Origin of the sequence: Arthrobacter sp. CAN_A1 (genome assembly GCF_015751665.1) — a bacterium.
Taxonomy (GTDB): domain Bacteria; phylum Actinomycetota; class Actinomycetes; order Actinomycetales; family Micrococcaceae; genus Arthrobacter_D.
In genome coordinates, this window is the sequence record NZ_JADOUR010000015.1 from 56,490 (window position 1) to 73,310 (window position 16,821).

Annotated in this window: 16 protein-coding genes; 4 read left to right on the top strand and 12 right to left on the bottom strand. The window is 65.4% G+C overall.

What is annotated here, in order from left to right; translation table 11 throughout:
* Window positions 1-79: 79 nt before the first annotated feature.
* Complete coding sequence (locus tag IWX62_RS14550; protein WP_196842132.1) at window positions 80-640, bottom strand: DUF2017 domain-containing protein; 561 nt, start codon at window positions 638-640, stop codon at window positions 80-82.
* Between the two features lie 82 nt (window positions 641-722).
* Window positions 723-1,031: an ATP-dependent Clp protease adapter ClpS gene (clpS, locus tag IWX62_RS14555; RefSeq protein WP_196842133.1), complete on the bottom strand. Its 309-nt coding sequence runs from the start codon at window positions 1,029-1,031 to the stop codon at window positions 723-725.
* A gap of 68 nt (window positions 1,032-1,099) precedes the next feature.
* Between clpS and IWX62_RS14560 the strand changes: the two genes are divergently transcribed.
* A complete protein-coding gene (locus IWX62_RS14560) occupies window positions 1,100-2,449 on the top strand; it encodes a nicotinate phosphoribosyltransferase (RefSeq protein ID WP_196842134.1) in 1,350 nt (449 codons plus the stop codon).
* Window positions 2,446-3,069: an isochorismatase family protein gene (locus IWX62_RS14565; RefSeq protein ID WP_196842135.1), complete on the top strand. Its 624-nt coding sequence runs from the start codon at window positions 2,446-2,448 to the stop codon at window positions 3,067-3,069. Before IWX62_RS14560 ends, IWX62_RS14565 begins: the two co-directional genes overlap by 4 nt.
* Before the next feature lie 52 nt (window positions 3,070-3,121).
* Here IWX62_RS14565 and IWX62_RS14570 read toward each other — a convergent pair whose 3' ends face one another.
* From IWX62_RS14570 to IWX62_RS14605, 8 genes are all read right to left on the bottom strand, one after another.
* Window positions 3,122-4,903, bottom strand: coding sequence for a DEAD/DEAH box helicase (locus IWX62_RS14570; RefSeq protein ID WP_196842148.1), 1,782 nt, complete (start codon window positions 4,901-4,903; stop codon window positions 3,122-3,124).
* A 14-nt stretch (window positions 4,904-4,917) separates the two neighbouring features.
* Complete coding sequence (locus IWX62_RS14575) at window positions 4,918-6,357, bottom strand: MFS transporter (protein ID WP_196842136.1); 1,440 nt, start codon at window positions 6,355-6,357, stop codon at window positions 4,918-4,920.
* An 11-nt stretch (window positions 6,358-6,368) separates the two neighbouring features.
* Window positions 6,369-6,683: a DUF3039 domain-containing protein gene (locus IWX62_RS14580; protein WP_196842137.1), complete on the bottom strand. Its 315-nt coding sequence runs from the start codon at window positions 6,681-6,683 to the stop codon at window positions 6,369-6,371.
* A 50-nt stretch (window positions 6,684-6,733) separates the two neighbouring features.
* Window positions 6,734-7,516, bottom strand: a complete 783-nt coding sequence (gene nagB / locus IWX62_RS14585) for a glucosamine-6-phosphate deaminase (RefSeq protein ID WP_196842138.1) — start codon at window positions 7,514-7,516, stop codon at window positions 6,734-6,736.
* A 22-nt stretch (window positions 7,517-7,538) separates the two neighbouring features.
* Window positions 7,539-9,110, bottom strand: a complete 1,572-nt coding sequence (locus IWX62_RS14590; protein ID WP_196842139.1) for a transporter — start codon at window positions 9,108-9,110, stop codon at window positions 7,539-7,541.
* Window positions 9,092-9,904, bottom strand: a complete 813-nt coding sequence (locus tag IWX62_RS14595; protein ID WP_333483446.1) for an ABC transporter ATP-binding protein — start codon at window positions 9,902-9,904, stop codon at window positions 9,092-9,094. The genes IWX62_RS14590 and IWX62_RS14595 overlap by 19 nt, the downstream gene beginning before the upstream one ends.
* Before the next feature lie 87 nt (window positions 9,905-9,991).
* The gene (locus IWX62_RS14600; RefSeq protein WP_196842140.1) at window positions 9,992-10,975 is read right to left on the bottom strand and encodes a tetratricopeptide repeat protein; all 984 of its coding nucleotides are present in this window, start codon (window positions 10,973-10,975) and stop codon (window positions 9,992-9,994) included.
* Between the two features lie 34 nt (window positions 10,976-11,009).
* A complete protein-coding gene (locus IWX62_RS14605; protein ID WP_196842141.1) occupies window positions 11,010-12,776 on the bottom strand; it encodes a hypothetical protein in 1,767 nt (588 codons plus the stop codon).
* 246 nt (window positions 12,777-13,022) lie between these two features.
* On the opposite strand from IWX62_RS14605, the gene IWX62_RS14610 reads away from it, so the two are divergent.
* Window positions 13,023-14,336, top strand: coding sequence for an AI-2E family transporter (locus IWX62_RS14610; protein ID WP_442859266.1), 1,314 nt, complete (start codon window positions 13,023-13,025; stop codon window positions 14,334-14,336).
* Between the two features lie 34 nt (window positions 14,337-14,370).
* On the opposite strand, the gene IWX62_RS14615 is transcribed toward IWX62_RS14610, so the two are convergent.
* Both IWX62_RS14615 and IWX62_RS14620 read right to left on the bottom strand, forming a co-directional pair.
* Entirely contained in the window at window positions 14,371-15,162 is a 792-nt protein-coding gene (locus tag IWX62_RS14615) for an alpha/beta hydrolase (protein ID WP_196842142.1), read from the bottom strand.
* 32 nt (window positions 15,163-15,194) lie between these two features.
* Window positions 15,195-15,527, bottom strand: coding sequence for a hypothetical protein (locus tag IWX62_RS14620; RefSeq protein ID WP_196842143.1), 333 nt, complete (start codon window positions 15,525-15,527; stop codon window positions 15,195-15,197).
* Window positions 15,528-15,616: 89 nt separating this feature from the next.
* Between IWX62_RS14620 and nucS the strand changes: the two genes are divergently transcribed.
* A complete protein-coding gene (gene nucS / locus IWX62_RS14625) occupies window positions 15,617-16,312 on the top strand; it encodes an endonuclease NucS (RefSeq protein ID WP_196842144.1) in 696 nt (231 codons plus the stop codon).
* Window positions 16,313-16,821 lie beyond the last annotated feature (509 nt).

The following is a 16,821-nucleotide window of genomic DNA, read 5'->3' on the forward strand; positions in this document are numbered from 1 at the left end:
ATAAGACGTGTACCCGACATTAGACGAACCGAGCGTCAGTGGAATTAGTCACAGTGTCTTATCGCCGACCGCGGAAGGATCACTTGTCCTTGAGCCCAAACATGGCCTGGACCAGCGACTCCTGCAGCCAGCTCGTGAAGTTGTACACCAGTGCGAGGTAGGTCTCGACGTCGTCGGCGTCGGCGACATCGTCGATGTCGTGCAGGCGGGCCGCGTCCTCATCCGACTCGATCTTCAACCGGTCGGCAAGCACCAGCCGGACGTCGTTGAGGGCCCGCGCCAGCATCCGGGCCTGTTCGGCGGTGAGCGTCAGCGGGCTGGATTCCAGGAGCAGGGCACTGCCGCGCAGGGTCCCGATCTTGTCCTCGCGCAGGGATCGTTCGGTCAGGCGGCGGAACTCGAGGGCTTCGTCGTCGTCGTGACGCACCGCGTCCGGCAATAGCCTTCGGACGGCGCTGTCCGAAGGCGTTACCGCAACACTGTCCACGCCCACCATGGCGGCGAGGGGATCGGCGTTGGCTGGTTCGGCGGGTTCCAGCAGCTCGATGATGTCCTCGAACAGTTTGCGGAGCAACTGCCGCTCCCCCGGGTCCAACGTGCCGATGATCCCACGGCGGGTTGCCTTGAATGCCTTGGCCAAAAATTCTCCTCTACGAACAGCGTCGAAAACGGACAGCGAAAGCGCCCGAGTGAACAGCTCAGCCGGACGGGCTAGCGCTGCCTCATGGGGCGTCGGATTTCTGGAACGTGGCCCACAGCCCGAAGGAATGCATGGCCAGCGTGTCCCGCTCGGCCTCTTCCCGGCTACCGCCAGCGACCACCGATTTTCCGGCCTGGTGCACTTCCATCATGAGCTTGTTCGCCTTGGAGTCGCTATAGCCAAAGTAGGTCTGGAAGACGTAGCTCACATAGCTCATCAGGTTCACCGGGTCATTCCAGACGATCACCACCCAGGGGATGTCACTGAGTGTGAGCTGGTCGGTGTCCGTTTCCTCGAGCCGTTTGGTGTCCGGAGCGGTGCCAACTGTCATAACTTCATTGTAGGACGGGGCATGGACCGAATATTCCGGGCGTCCCGGTGCCGTGAGGGGTTAGAGTTTTGACTGTGAGCGCCACCAACTCCGCCCCGGTCATCGGCACCCGGGCCAGCACCGCCCTTTATACCGACCACTATGAGCTGACCATGCTGCAGGCGGCCCTGCACTCAGGGGCAGCCCACCGGAAGTCGGTCTTCGAGGCGTTTGCCCGCCGGCTGCCCGAGGGCCGCCGCTATGGTGTGGTGGCTGGCACCGGCCGGCTGCTGGAGAGCCTTCAAAACTTCCGGTTCGGCGCCGAGCAGCTGGACCATCTGTCAGCGGCCGGGGTGGTGGACAGCCTGACCCTCGACTGGCTGGCCAATTTCCGCTTCGGCGGGAACATCTGGGGCTATGCAGAGGGCGAGGCGTACTTCCCGCACTCCCCCATCCTGATCGTGGAGGGCACCTTCGCCGAGGCGTGCATCCTGGAAACCCTGGTGCTCTCGGTCCTCAACCATGACAGTGCGATCGCGTCCGCCGCCTCACGGATGACCGGGGCGGCGGGCAGCCGGCCCTGCATCGAGATGGGCTCCCGGCGCACCCAGGAGGAGGCTGCCGTGGCCTCTGCCCGGGCCGCGATCATCGGCGGCTTCGCCAGCACCTCCAACCTTGAGGCCGGCCGGCGCTACGGTGTCAAAACCGTCGGCACTGCCGCGCACTCCTTCACCCTGCTGCACGACTCCGAGCGCGAGGCGTTCGCCGCGCAGGTGGCCACCCTGGGCGCTGGAACGTCGCTGCTGGTTGACACCTACGACGTCGAACAGGGTGTCCGGACCGCCGTCGAGGTGGCCGGCCCCGCACTGGGTGCCGTGCGGCTGGACTCGGGTGACCTGGTGGCGCAGGCCCGCTGGGTCAGGCAGTTGCTGGACGACCTGGGCAACCACAACACCCGGATTGTGGTCACCTCCGATCTTGACGAATTCGCCATCGGGTCCCTCGCTTCGGCGCCGGTGGACTCCTACGGCGTCGGTACCTCCCTCGTCACGGGGTCCGGGGCGCCGACCGCTGGTCTGGTCTACAAGCTGGTGAGCCGGACCGACGACGACGGCGAGTTCGTCTCGGTGGCGAAGGCGGCGCTCAACAAGGCATCCCGGGGCGGCCGGAAGTACGCGCTGCGCCGCCTCAATCGGGCGGGCACTGCCACCGCAGAGGTGGTGGGCATCGGGCGGTCCCCGCTCGATGACGGCAACGACCGCCCCCTCCTGCAGCAGTTCGTGCGCGACGGCGACATGCTGCCAGGCTGGACCGGCGCCGACGGTGTGCGACGTGCAGTTGACCACCATCGCGCGTCGATGGCCGAGTTGCCCGGCTCCGTGATGCGGATGCAACGCGGCGAGCCTGCCATCCCCACCGAATACGAGGAGGAATCATGACCCGAGCCCTGATTATTGTCGACGTCCAGAACGATTTTTGTGAGGGTGGGTCACTGGCTGTCGACGGCGGCGCGGACGTCGCAGCGCTCCTCAGCGATTTCATGGACGAGGAAGGCGGCGAGTTTGACCACATCGTCGCCACCCAGGACTGGCACATCGATCCAGGCACCCATTTTTCCGAGAACCCCGACTACCTCCGCTCCTGGCCGGTGCACTGCGTCGCCGGAAGTCGTGGTGCGGCGCTTCACCCCGAACTCGATACAGAGAACATCGAGGCAGTGTTCCGCAAGGGCCAGTTCGAGGCGGCCTATTCGGGCTTTGAGGGGGTCCTGGCTCCCGAGGACGAGGTTCCCACCGGGGAGCAAAAGCTTGGCGCCGGCGACGACCAGGCACAGGAGGATCCGGTAACCCTCGATGACTGGTTACGTGTTCGGGAGGTCGACGAGGTGGCGGTGGTCGGCCTTGCCACCGATTTCTGCGTGCGCGCGACGGCGCTGGATGCCGTCGCCGCCGGGTACACCACCACCGTGCTGGTCCGCTTCACCCGCGGCGTCGATGACGACAGCAGCGAGACTGCGCTTGAAGAGCTCGAGGAAGCCGGAGTGGAGCTCGTCGACTAAGGGCCCTGCGCTACCCGGGACAGCAAGACCGGGACAGGAAGACCGGGACAGCCTATTTCCTGCCGATAAACCAGTCCTGCAGCTTCTTCAGCCGCCGTTGGAGCTGGTCCTCGTTGGCCTGAGCCACGGCGGGCCCTCCGCAGGCCTTCCGCAGTTCTGTGTGCACCACGCCGTGTGGCATGCCCGAACGCGCCGACCAGGCCGACACGTTCTTTGCCAGCTCACCACGCAGCTCGGTCAGCATCCGGTGGTCACCCACCAGGGGTTCGGGAGCGGGCGCGACGGCGGCGCCCTTGCGTCCGCGCCTCGTCTGCTGTTCCTGCTGGCGTTGCCGGAGCAGTACCCCCACCTGATCGGCGTCGAGCAGCCCGGGAATGCCCAGGAAATCCTGTTCATCCTCGCTGCCCATTTCACCGCCGGTACCGAATTCGCCGCCGTCGAACAGCACCCGGTCGAAGGACGCCTGGGACTCGAGTGCCTCAAACTTTTGCTTGGTCAGCTCGTCGGAGGCCTTCTCGGACCGGTTAGCCTCCTCCATCAGGGCTTCCTCGGGCGCAAACCCGTCCTCGTCGGTCGCCGGGCGGTCCAGGGCATGGTCCCGCTCCAGCTCGAGCTGGTTGGCCAGGATCATCAGGGTGGGAACCGACGGCAGGAACACCGACGCTGTCTCCCCGCGGCGCCGCGCACGCACGAAGCGGCCCACCGCCTGGGCGAAGAAGAGCGGTGTTGCTGTCGACGTCGCGTAGACGCCGACGGCGAGCCGCGGCACGTCAACACCTTCGGAGACCATGCGGACGGCCACCATCCAGCGCTTGTCCCCTGCCGAGTATTCCTCGATCTTCTCTGAAGCCTTGGCATCGTCGGAGAGAATCACGGTCGGCGATTCCCCGGTGATCCGCTTGAGCAGACCCGCGTAGGCTCTGGCGTCGTCGTGGTCGGTGGCAATCACCATGCCGCCTGCGTCGGCCACGGTGCGCCGGACCTCCGAGAGTCGTTTGTCGGCCGCTGCCAGGACCGCAGGAATCCACTCACCGGTAGGGTTCAGCGCCGTGCGCCATGCGTGGGCGGTGATGTCCTTGGTGACGGCGGACTCGCCGAGCGACGCCGCCATCTCCTCGCCGGCACTGGTCCGCCACCGCATCTGACCCGAATAGGCCATGAAGATGACCGGCCGCACCACGTGGTCGCGCAGCGCTTCGCCGTAGCCGTAGGTGTAATCGGATTTGGACCGTCGGATGCCGTCAGCGTCGGCGGCGTACTCAACGAAAGGGATGGCAGCCGTATCCGACCGGAACGGGGTACCGGTGAGCGCCAGCCTCCGGGTGGCCGGTTCAAAGGCCTCCCGGATGCCGTCGCCCCAGGACAGGGCGTCGCCACCGTGATGGATTTCGTCCAGGATCACCAGCGTCCTGGCCGCCTCAGTTTTGGCGCGGTGCAGCATCGGCTTGCTGGCCACCTGGGCGTAGGTCACGGCCACCCCGATGAAACCCTGGCCGTGGCGCCCGTCGGCATTCCGGAAGTTGGGGTCGATAGCCAGCCCGATCCGCGCCGCCGCGTCCGCCCACTGCCGTTTGAGGTGGTCGGTGGGGGCAACGATGGTGATCCGGTTGATGGTGCCGCGTTCCACCAGCTCGGTGGCAACACGGAGAGCGAAGGTGGTCTTGCCGGCACCCGGGGTGGCCACGGCAAGGAAGTCCTGCGGTCCGGTGCTGAAATATTTGGCGAGCGCCTGCTCCTGCCACTGGCGGAGCTTGGGCGCTGTACCCCACGCTGCCCGTTCAGGATAGGCCGGTGGCAGGGACGCACCGGTGGCCGGAGCGACGCCGAAGAGCATGTTATTACTCACGCTTAAGAAGAGACCTTTCCATGCCTACTGGTGTCCGGGCGGGGATCCACCGGATCGTCAGAGGTCCCCAGTGTCCCCCTCAAACCGGCAACTATACCGGCAACCGCGAAGAGGCACAGAGCCAGCCAGATCGCAACAAACACGCCGACCTGTCCCGGGTCATTGGGGTCACGCAGCAGGGCGAAAAGCCCTCCCGCAATGGTGCTTCCCACTACCCCGCCCATCTGATCGCTGAGCTGGAGTGACGACGAATTCCGGCCCCGCTGGGACGCCGGGGACAGCTTCAACACCAGCACCGACGTGCTGGACAGGGTCAGGCCCATGGCAAAGCCCGCGAGGGTCCAGACCAGGACCAGGGCCCAGAAGGGCACTGCTGGCGCCGAGACGAGCGCCAATCCCCCGACGCTCATCGACAGGATCGACGCCCCGATCACCAGCAACCATTGCCTACGGAACGTGACGCGTGCCTGCACGAAGGACCCGGCGCTCCAGCCCAGCGCCCCCGCGCTGAGGGTCAGCCCCGCGGTGGCCGCATCCATCCCCCGGGAGGTGACCAGCATCAGGGGAAGAAACGCCTCGGCGCCGAAGAAGGTGGCGGTGACCAGACCGCGGGTCGCGATGATGCTTGGCAGGCCGCGTCCCAGGCGCACCGTACCCGGGGGCAACAGCCGCGGAAAGGTGACCGCGGCTGTGATGATTCCGACGACGGCGAGGATCGCCAGCAGCACCGAGCCGGCATCGTCCGCCGGGCCCTGCGCTGCCAACCGGTTGACGGCAAACTGCGCTGCCAGCACGCCGCCCGCGAGCGCCAGCCCGGTGAGCGCCCGACGTCGGCCATCACTGCGGTTCCCGGCGCCCGGCTCGGGCAGCGCGAGGCGTGCAGTCCGGGGCCAGACCAGGGCAAAGGCTGCAAGAACAATGGGTGCGACGCCGAGGAACACCCATCGCCAGGTGAGCTCTTCTGCGAGATATCCAGCCACTGCCGGTCCGATCAGTGACGGCAGCACCCAGGCGGCAGAGAGCCAACCGAAGATTACCGGTTGGCGATGCTGTGGGTAGGCCCCGCCGATGATGACGTAGACAGCCACCACCATGAAGCCGCCGCCGAGCCCCGACACAGCCCGTCCGGCAGTGACCATCCAGAAAGCCCCGGCCGCACCGGAGACCAGCAGTCCCGCGATCATCAGGGTCATCCCGACAGCCAGCGCGGGGCGGGCGCCCACCCTGTCGCACCACGTGCCGGCGATCACTGTGCCCAGCAGGGAGGCGGTGAGGTACATCGAAAACGCGAGGCCGTAGCTGGCCACCCCGCCCAGTTCGGCGACGACGGCGGGCATAGCTGTAGCCACTGCCATCGCCTCGAAGGCGGCGCAGGTGATGATGGCTATGATGCCGAAGGTCAGCGGCCGCAGGCTGGCCGGTTCCCCAACCACGGGGGACACAGAAGGCTGCGTTATTTGTCCTTGTCGTCCTTGCCGGGACGCATTCCGTTGTAGATGTCCTTGCATTCAGGGCAGACCGGGAACTTCTGCGGGTCGCGGCCTGGTGTCCACACCTTGCCGCAGAGCGCGATCACCGGGTCCCCGGACAGCGCGGACTCCATGATCTTCTCTTTACGCACATAGTGGGCGAGGCGTTCCCGATCACCGGGTTCCAGCTCCTCGCGAAGCTCTTCACGCTCGATCGTGGCCGTGGAACCGCCCCGCTGGGGATCGCTCCTGGGGTCATTGCGCGGATCATTGTCAAAAGGGTCAGCTGGCGTACTCATGATTCCATCCTATCGGTCCCTGGCGGCGCGCGGCCGGTGGCACGGGGTGGCTAGATTCCCTGCCAGGCAGGCTTATTGGCGTAAGTATGGCGATAGTAGTCGGCGAGTTTCAAGCCCGAGGCGGCTGCCTCATCGAGGAGAACCGTGGCATGGGGGTGGAGCTGCAGCACCGACGCCGCGCAGATCGCCGCCACGGGGCCCTCCACAAAGTCATGGACCGCCCGGGCTTTCTGCGCGCCGGTGGCAATCAGCACGATGTGCCGCGCGTCCATGATGGTTCCCAGCCCTTGAGTGACCACATGGTGGGGCACGTCGTCGAGGCTGTCGAAAAAGCGTGAGTTGTCCCTGCGCGTCTGGTCGACAAGACTTTTGATCCGGGTCCTGGACGCCAGCGAACTGCCCGGTTCGTTGAACCCGATATGCCCGTCGGTGCCCACCCCGAGCAGTTGGAGATCCACTCCACCCGCCGCGCGGAGCGCCTCCTCAAAGGCGGCGCAGGCAGCGGGGATGTCCCCAGCTGCACCGTCCGGGCCCTGCACCTTGGCCGGGTCGATGTTGATCCGGTCGGTGAATTCCCTGCGGATCACTTCCCGATAGGACTGCCGGTGCCCGACAGGAAGGCCAACGTACTCATCCAGCGCGAACCCCACGACGTCGGCGAAGCTCAGACCACCCGACTGGCACCTTTTCACCAGCTCGTCGTAGACCCCCAGCGGTGAGGACCCGGTGGCCAACCCCAGCACGGCGGCGGGCTTCCGCCGGATCAGCGCTTCGATGGCATCCGCCGCCACCGCTGCAATGGCCGACTGATCGGGGAGAATGACAACTTCCATCAACTGTCCTAACGTGTGAGTGCTACTTGTTGACGGACACCGCCTGCAACAGTTCCGGCGCCCTCCGGTCGTACCATCGTCCGCCGACCTTCACCCCGCCGATCAGAAATACGGTTCCGAGGACGCATCCCACCACCAGCGTAAGCCAGCCGAAGGCGGTATTGCCGGTGACATAGTAGGCAACGGCAAGGCCCAATTCGGGGAGCATCAGGGCGAGCAGCACCAGCCAACCGATCAGCTGGATGGCGAGCATCGAGAATCCGGTGCCTGGGGGCGTCTTCATGGCGCTTTCCCCCGGTAGCGGCACATTGTAGGTGTAGCGGGCTGACACCACACTGGAGAACCCGATTCCCGTCAACAGGACACCCATCGATAGGCCCAGCATCAGTGGAAGCTCCGCGAGGTTGCCGGAGATCCACAGCGGAGCCACCGTGAAGACCAGCACTGCCGGAGCCGAGAGCACCCCCACGGCCAGCGCCCGGCCCGCCCGGTCAGCCTGCCCGGTCACGCCGGTGGAGAGATGAAGCCAGAATGCGGTGTTGTCATAGGAAATATCGGCTGAAATAGACCAGGCGAGAAGGAAGGCGGTGATCGGCCCCAGGAAGTTCAGCATCGTGTAGTCACCGGACTGGTAGGACCAGAACAACATCAGCAATGGCACCAGCGGCACGATCACGATTGAACCCAGATAGCGGGGATCCCTGGCCCAGTAGGTCAGCGCTCGGGCAGCGACGGCCCCGGTGGGCGTGGCAGGGAAGCGGCTGAAGAATCCCAGGCTACCGGCGCCCTTGCGGGTGACAGCGTTGTAGGCGGGCGTGACCAGGGCACGAGCCAGGTTGACCTTCCAGAGCCACGCAAGAGCGGCAAGGGTGGCGATGCCCAGGGCAAACCGGATGAGGGCGGTGAGGTAGGCGGCGTCGGCCACGTCAGCGGGTACCGCCCAGAAGTAGCCCAGCGGGGTCCACCCCAGGATGACGGCTAGCTCGTTGGCAAAACCCGGGGACTGTTCAAAGCCCGCCGTGATCCCGGCGATGATGGGACCCAGCAGGATGAGCGGGACCAGCACCACCATGGAGCTGACGTCCTTGAACCGGCGGGAGGAAGTCAGGGAAATGACCGCGGTCGCGGCAGTGCGCGACGCGACGACGCAGAGCAGCACAGCGAGCACGGCACACACCGCCGCCGCCGCCGCCGCGGCAGGGTAGCGGATCCAGGTTCCCACCTGGGCGAGCGAGGCGAGCAGGGTAATGATCCCGGGGATGCCGATCACCGCGCCCAGGGCCAGACCCGCCACTAGTTCACGCATCGGCACGGCGAACGTGACAAAACGGGCGGGGTCCAGGGTCATGTCGATGCCGGAGGAGACCATCGGCACCACAATCCAGCCCAGCACCACGGCTGAGCCACCAATCACCAGGACGTTGCGGATCACCGTCGGATCGGCTGAGCCGAGAAAGATCAGCCCCACCACCAGGAGCCCCAGCATGCCAAGTCCGTAGAGGCCGCCGAGGATCACCCCAATCAGCGCCCAGGTGCTGCGCTTGAAGGAGTTGCTGAGCAGGGTGAGCTTAAGCCTTAGGAGGTGCGCAACCATGTCAGCCCCTCCGCCGTGTTCCGGCCGCCCACCAGTTCAACGAACCGGTCCTCGAGGCTGGAGTCGCCGCGGACCTCGTCCACCGTGCCAGCGGCCAGCACCGTGCCGGCGGCAATGACCGCCACGTGGTCGCACATTCGCTGGACCAGATCCATGACATGGCTGGAGACAATCACTGATCCGCCCGAACTAACGTAACTGTTCAGAATGTCCCTGATGTTCGCTGCGGAGACCGGGTCCACCGACTCAAACGGTTCATCAAGAACCAGCAGGGACGGCGCATGAATCAGGGCCGAGGCAAGCGCAATCTTCTTGGTCATGCCGGCCGAATAGTCCACCACAAGGGTCCCGGCGTCGTTGGTCAGGTCGAGGGCCCGGAGGAGATCTGTCACCCGCTCGGCCACCGTGTCGCGGTCCATGCCGCGCAGCAGTCCGGCGTAGGTCACCAGCTGTTCCCCAGTCAGGCGGTCGAAGAGCCGGACGCCGTCGGGAAGGATGCCCATCAGCTTCTTTGCTTCCAGGGGCCGATCCCAGACGTCCACCCCGTGGACCCACACCTGTCCGTGGTCGGGGCGGAGCAGGCCCGTGGCCATCGACAGCGTGGTGGTTTTACCAGCGCCGTTCGGACCCACCAGGCCGTAGAAGGACCCGGCGGGAACGTCCAGGTCCACGCCGTTGACGGCAATTTTCTCACCGAACCGCTTGGCGAGCCCCCGGATCACGAGCGCTGGGCTCTCCGGAACGGCGGGCCCGCTAGCGGACCCGGAAGACAGCGGCAGGGATGGTGAAGTCATGCCTCAACGCTAACAACGCCGGGGGCAACTCCTCGTCATCCAAAGGGACTAATTACCCCTGCCGCCGTCCGTCAGGCGGATGAACGCCTAGAACAGGGCGCGCGCGAGAGCTCCCCGGGCTTTGGCCACCCGTGGGTCGCTGATGCCGACGACGTCGAACAGTTCGATCAGCCGCACCCGGGCCGCCTCGCGTGGCTCCCCGGTGGTCCGCCCGATGAAGGCGACGATCCGGGCGAACCCGTCCTCGACGTGGCCGCCGGAAATATCGAGATCCGCGACAGCGAGCTGGCTCTCGAGAGAATCCGGCTGGTCGGCGGCGTTTTGACGGATGGTGTCGGCGTCGACGTCCTTCAGCCGTTGCATGAGCTCAACCTGGGCGAGCCCGGCCTTCGCCTCGGCATCGGCGGGTTGTTCCGCCAGGGCCTGCCGGTACGCGGTTGCCGCGGCCAGGTAGTCATTGGCCTCGATGGCATCGAACGCTGCCTGATGCAGGGGCGGCAACGGTGGCTCCTCGGGAGTCGTCTCTCCCTCGGCGCCTTCCCGCAGCGACCCGGAAACCCCGTTGGTATTGGCTACCTTCAGGAGCTCATCGATGAACGAGCGGATCTGGGCCTCGGGCAGTTCACCCTCGAACAGTGGGACGGGCTGCCCCTTCAGGACCGCCACCGCCGTCGGCACGGTCTGGGCCTGGAAGGCCTGGGCAATCTGGGGCTGCGCCTCGACGTCCACCTTTGCCAGCAACACGCGGCCGTCAAGCTGTACAGTGATGGCCTCGAGGACCGCGGTGACCCGCGACGACTCCTCGCTCCAGCCTGCCCTGAGGTCCACGATGACCGGAACCTGCGATGACAGTTGCACCAACTGAGGGAAGCTCTGCTCGGTCACTTCGACAACGTAGGGACTTCCCGCTCCCGCTACGGCGGCCGGCTGGGGTACTCCCGGCGCCGGCGAACCACCCTGCTGGGCGGTCCTGGCGGCATCGGCGCGCGCCTTCAGCGCCGACAGGTCCACGGCTCCGTGCAGGTTCATTGACGACGGCGGGAGGGGCCCGCGGTTGTTGGGAATACTCATGGTTCCACCCTAGTACGTTGGGGCCCGGCCGGATTTACCGTAGTTCAGCGGAGAGCAACTGCTGGGCGGCGCCAATCACCCGGACGCGTTCGTCGCTGTCTGCCGGCGGCACGTACATCATGACTGCTTCGCCATAGCGCACGTCGATGCCCTCATCGGTTGAGGTCTCACCGGTCAGCGCCTCGTACACGGTGCCATCAAGGTCAATCGAGTCACCGGCTCCGCGCGGCACGCTCGAGTAGGTGTGGTTGAGGTAGCCGAAAACCATCGCACCCCCGTCGCTGGTGGACAGGGCATGGGTGAAATCGGGATCCGCCTCATGGACGAAGGTGATGTCCGCCGAGTCGTTGTCCGGGTCAGCCACCACATCGGCCTGGAACGAGGTGATGGCATCCGCGAAGGAGTTCTCCTCGAAAGTTTCGGCGTTGTCGCCGTCGGGCTCGGAGAGGAAATCAGCGATGGCGTTCATGGCGGTCTGCGGTGCCAGGGCGAGTCCGGGCGCTTCGTCAAGGGGCACCTCGGCAACACCGGCGGCACCGTCGGAGCCGGGGAAGGTGGTGCCTGGCAGCATCTGGATCGCGGCGCTGAGCCGATAGTTGGACCGCGGATCGTCCTGGACCAGCACCAGCGCATGCGGAACGGGGTTCTCATCGGACTGGGTCAAGGCGACGACCGTGCGGGGCCAGCCGCTCTCCGAGGAAACCATTGAGGTGAGCACGGGCTCAGCAGCAACCGGAGTGGGCTCGGGGATGTCGCTGGTCTGCGACCTGACGTCATAGTTGGCTGTCCGCAGGGCCAGCGCGGCCTCGGCCACCCTCGGCTCCAGCAGCTCGGCGTCGGACGCTGCGTCGCCTTCAGCGACTACGGTCGCCACCGAGGCGAGGATGCGCTCCAGCTGACTTTCCAGCAGCACCGGCGGCGCCTGGTCCTCGGCAGGTTCGGTGGTTGCCGGTTCGGTGGTTGCCGGTTCGGTAGTGGCAGGTTCGGTGGTTGCCGGCTCCGTTGTTGGCTCCGTTGTTGCTGGCTCGGTGGTAACCGACGGAATGGAACTTGGATCGGAGGAGGCGGCGTAGGCTATCCCGCCGCCCGACGCCGTCAGCCCGGCCACCACCACTGCAACGCCGAAGGACGCGCCGCCCTTTCGTCCAGGCTTCTGCTGGGTTTCCATCCGGCGCTGGTGGGCACGCGATCCCTCTGCGGTGGGACGGCTCTTGCGCTTGGGGGTGACAAAGAAGAGGGCAATCCCCAGGACGACGGCGAGGGCGCCCAGCACGATCAGGGGCACCGCCCAGCCGGTGGTCGCGTCGTTGGGCCAGGTGACGGAGATGTCGGTGGGGGCGGGGTTCTCGCCGTCGGCCGCCAGCAGAATGGACCATTCGCCCTCGGCCGGGTCCAGCCAGCGGTGGGTGACGCTACCGTCGGCGGTTTCCTCGCTGGTCCAGAGGTCGGAACCGCTGGGGTTGGGCACTGTCTGCTCACCGTCGGTGAACGTGGTTTCCAGTCCGGCCTCGTCGATCGCAGTGACACGGAGGTGTGCCGCGTCCCCCACCCATGCGTCTACGTCCCCGGCACGGCCCACGGCCAACGTGAAGGTGCCCTCGGAGCGCACGGTGATGTCGACGTCGTCGGCGTCGGATGCCTTGGCTCCGGCGTCGATCACCGTTACCGGACCGCTCTGGGACCCGGCGGGCACGGTGGCCGTCACCGTTTCTGGCGGGGACCAAAAGGTGAGCTGCCCGATGCCCACCAGCATCAACAGCACACCGATCACCAGGGCGGGGACTGCAATCTTCAGACGCACTCAAATACCTATCGTTGCTCGTGGGCTGGTCTAGCATCCCATCGTAACGAACTTCACTGATGCAGCAGGATTTTTGTGGAGGGCATCACTATTGCTGTGGTGCGCTGCCGTGATGCTGCCCGACGGCGAGGCGCGCTTCGCTGCGTGGCTGGCCCTCAGTAGGCTGTTAGTGTTTCGCTAACCTTGCTAAAGCGGTGTGGAATCCTACCGCCGGACGCATGCTCTATTGGGAAAGCAGAATGACGCGTGAGTGATAATCAGGATGTCCCGGCAGGCGAGCCGCTCCCCCGGCCGGCCGCCTCGATCAACGGGCGAAGCGCTGAATCGGCTGATACTCCCGGCGATGCGCCACACCGCAGCCTGATCGGTGCCATCTTCCGCGGACTCCGTCGCCCTATCCCCGGCGCCCAACCGCGCCTTCGCTTCGAGTTCCCGCCCGAGCGGATTCCTGCTGCGGTACCCACCGATGCCGATGTTTCCCTGGGGGACGACCGGTTGAAGTTCGGCAACGCCGAACCCCGCTCCATGCGGCACCACCCGATTCATTTCGGTTTCATGGGGACCGTGGGTGTGGGGCTGGCTCTGCTGGCCTATTTCATGATCACCAACGTGGGCCAGTTGCTGCTCTGGATTGGTGCAGCGATGTTTATTGCGCTGGGGCTGGACCCTATCGTGCGGTGGCTGGAAAAGAAGCGGGTGCCGCGCCCCGCAGGAATCGCCGTCTCACTGCTCCTGCTCGCCAGCGTTATTGCTGCCTTCTTTGCCACCCTGATCCCCACGATCGTGAACCAGACCAGTCAGTTTGTTGACCGGGCGCCCGGCTTTGTCGAAGACTTCCTCAGCTCGGAGTTCTTCCAGACCGTCGATGAGCAGTTCCAGGTCCGGGAGCGGGTTACCGAGGAAGTCAATAACTTCTTCGACAACTCCGAGGCAGTGGGCGGCATCTTCGGCGGTGTGCTCGGGGTGGGCACGGTCATCGTCAACAGCCTGTTTGGAACCCTCATTGTCCTGGTTCTGACCCTTTACTTCCTGTCCTCACTGCCGGCAATGAAGAAATGGGCCTACCGGTTGGCTCCCCGTTCGCGCCGTCCCCGGGTTGAATCGTTGGCGGAGGAGATCACCAGCAGCGTGGGCAACTACGTGATCGGTCAAGCCTGCGTGGCTTTGCTCAACGCAATCTTCGCCTTCATTTTCATGACCATTGCACAGGTGCCGTTCTCGGTGTTGCTGGCCTTCGTCGTCGTCCTGCTTGCTTTCATCCCGCTGGTGGGTGCCCTGATCGCCGCTGTGATCGTGACCCTGGTGGCGCTGACCGCTGGCTGGCAAACTGCCCTGCTCTTTGCAGTGCTCTATTTGGCCTACCTGCAGGTCGAGGCATACTTCATCTCCCCCCGCATCATGCAGCGGGCCGTAGCGGTCCCCGGATCGGTGGCGGTAATCGCTGTTATCGCCGGCGGCAGCCTGCTCGGGGTTTTGGGTGCGCTGATCGCCATCCCGACGGCGGCGGCTGTGATGCTGTTGCTGAAGGAAGTGTTTATCGCACGCCAGGATAGCCAGTAACCAGCCGGCGAAGCCGTCTAGGAGGCGGTGCCGTCTAGGAGGCGGTGGCTGCTTCCCCGGCCCAGGTGGTCGGCAGGGGCTGGGAGGTGCCGGGAAGAACGGTGTCGGTAATTTCGTCGAGGACCCGGCCGGCATACTTCTCCCCCACCCAGAGGTGCTTGGCGCCGTCGACGCCGACGACGTCCGCCTGAGGCACCCTGCGAAACCGCTGCGCGGCTGCTTCGGGCTGAAGGTAGTCGTCGTGCTCGGGGACCAGGACCTTGAGCGGCAACCCGGAGGTTGCCCAGGCATCAAGGTCTTCGTCTCCCGCGCGATGCAGCGGTGGGGAGAGGAGTACCGCACCCTGAATCGCTGAGGCGATGGGTTCCGTGGCGCCATATTTCAGGCATAGCTCGGTGCCAAAGGACCAGCCCACCAGCCAGATGTTCTCCGGGTGACGCTCGGCGGCCCAGGCGACGGCGGCTTCGATGTCGGCCTGCTCCGCAGCTCCACCGTTGAATTCGCCCTCGCTGCAGCCTCGCGGCGAGCAGGTCCCGCGCGTGTTGAACCTCAACACTGCTATGTCGGCCAAAGCGGGCAACCTGAAGGAGGCCTTCCGGAACACATGCGAGTCCATGAATCCACCGGCGGTCGGCAACGGGTGCATGGTCACCAGGGTGGCGAGGGGCTTCCGCCCGATCGGCTCCGCGAATTCCCCCACCAGCGTCAACCCGTCGTCCGTGTGCAGCTCAATGTTGGTGCGGATCGCGGGTAGAACCGTTGATGCCCGAATGTCCATGGGCCCGTCAGAATCGGTGAACTCGTAACTCGTTGCGGTGGAAGTCATCGTTTCAGTCTAGGGGAACTGCCCGGTGCGGCTCAGTAACGGTAGCTGCGGGAGCGCCAGCAGTTGAGGTGCCAGTGCCGCCGGCCGGCCAGGCCTGCGGCGGCACCGAACAAGGAGTCTTCCTGCCACACCACGAGGTGGGCCAGACCGGGCGGGATCACCCGATGACACCCCGGGCAGACATAGTCCTTGGCAGCGTTACGCTCGGTGATCCGCCGGACCGACCATTCGCCGTCGGGAGCGCTTTCACGCGCCGGGATTCCCGCCCGGGCCCGCTCCAGGTCAAGCTCCGGAACCGGTCCCGCCTTGCGTCCAGGCTGCACTGACGGCTTCCCGGGGCGGCGGGGACGGTTGGAGCGAGGCATACATCAAGTCTGCCCGATGAATCGGGCGGCCGGCTCCCGGGCGACCTCGTGGTGAAGGAAACGTAACCTCAGACCGGTAAAGTGCAAGGGTGCGTTTAGTTATAGCCCAGTGTTCAGTCGATTACATCGGCCGCCTCCGCGCCCATCTGCCCCTGGCCACCCGACTGCTGATGGTGAAAGCGGACGGATCGGTGTTGGTGCACTCCGACGGCGGCTCCTACAAACCTCTCAACTGGATGAGTCCGCCTGCGTCGCTGCGTATCATCACACCCGACGAGGCCGACACCGAGCTGGGTGTGACCGAGGTATGGAACGTGCAGCACGCCAAAAGCGACGACCGCCTCGTCATTAATATCCACGAGCTTATTCATGAGTCCTCCCATGATCTCGGGGTGGATCCTGGTCTCGTCAAGGACGGCGTTGAGGCAGATCTGCAGCGTCTGCTGGCCGAGCAGATCCACCTGCTCGGCGCAGGTTTCACCCTGGTTCGGCGTGAGCATATGACCGCGATCGGCCCGGTGGACATCCTTGCGCGCGATGCAGCGGGGGCTACCGTGGCGATCGAGTTGAAGCGACGCGGGGACATCGACGGCGTTGAACAGCTGACCCGATATCTTGAGCTGCTCAATCGGGACCCGCTGATGTCGCCGGTGCGCGGCGTGTTTGCTGCGCAGCAGATCAAACCACAGGCCCGGGTGCTCGCGCTGGATCGTGGCATCGAGTGCCTCACCCTTGACTACGACATGATGCGAGGCGTCGACGACGTCGACTCGCGGCTCTTTTAGGTTTCTCGTGGGCTGGCGCCCTCTTCAGCTCGCTGGCCGCTCAAGGATGGTCTCTACTCCATTATCAATTGCCCGAATGGTTCGGACAGCCGGGTGGGCCTTGGCGACAGCGATCAATGTTTCGAAGGCTTGCCGGGCATAGCCTCTTCGTCGGTGCTGCCATAGACCTGAGCATTCGTCACCCCTCAAGTACCGAGTGAGGAGGGGTCACTCTCAGGGACGAAGTCCCCTGACCTAAACCATGCAACACGGGTGCCGGGACGCGTACAAGCGCGTGTGAGCGGCCATCCTGAGTCATCTGCGGGCACCGAATCCATATTCGAATATTTGTTCGAGAGATTTATCCACATAAGCCTGTAAGTCCCTGAACTGTCGGTGTGGTTTGGGAGAATTGAGGTATGGACGGCAGCGCAACTCCATCGTTGAATGGGAGGGTATCCCCCTCCCGGTCGACGGCTGGGCGCGGAAGGTTTACGTCGGGGTTCGGCTCTGCGTCTGGATCTGCTCCT

Coding starts and splice junctions, on each gene's coding strand:
- clpS (WP_196842133.1), bottom strand. CDS start 1,031: ATGACAGTTGGCACCGCTCCGGACACCAAACGGCTCGAGGAAACGGAC.
- IWX62_RS14565 (WP_196842135.1), top strand. CDS start 2,446: ATGACCCGAGCCCTGATTATTGTCGACGTCCAGAACGATTTTTGTGAG.
- IWX62_RS14570 (WP_196842148.1), bottom strand. CDS start 4,903: ATGCTCTTCGGCGTCGCTCCGGCCACCGGTGCGTCCCTGCCACCGGCC.
- IWX62_RS14580 (WP_196842137.1), bottom strand. CDS start 6,683: ATGAGTACGCCAGCTGACCCTTTTGACAATGATCCGCGCAATGACCCC.
- nagB (WP_196842138.1), bottom strand. CDS start 7,516: ATGGAAGTTGTCATTCTCCCCGATCAGTCGGCCATTGCAGCGGTGGCG.
- IWX62_RS14590 (WP_196842139.1), bottom strand. CDS start 9,110: ATGGTTGCGCACCTCCTAAGGCTTAAGCTCACCCTGCTCAGCAACTCC.
- IWX62_RS14595 (WP_333483446.1), bottom strand. CDS start 9,904: ATGACTTCACCATCCCTGCCGCTGTCTTCCGGGTCCGCTAGCGGGCCC.
- IWX62_RS14600 (WP_196842140.1), bottom strand. CDS start 10,975: ATGAGTATTCCCAACAACCGCGGGCCCCTCCCGCCGTCGTCAATGAAC.
- IWX62_RS14615 (WP_196842142.1), bottom strand. CDS start 15,162: ATGACTTCCACCGCAACGAGTTACGAGTTCACCGATTCTGACGGGCCC.
- IWX62_RS14620 (WP_196842143.1), bottom strand. CDS start 15,527: ATGCCTCGCTCCAACCGTCCCCGCCGCCCCGGGAAGCCGTCAGTGCAG.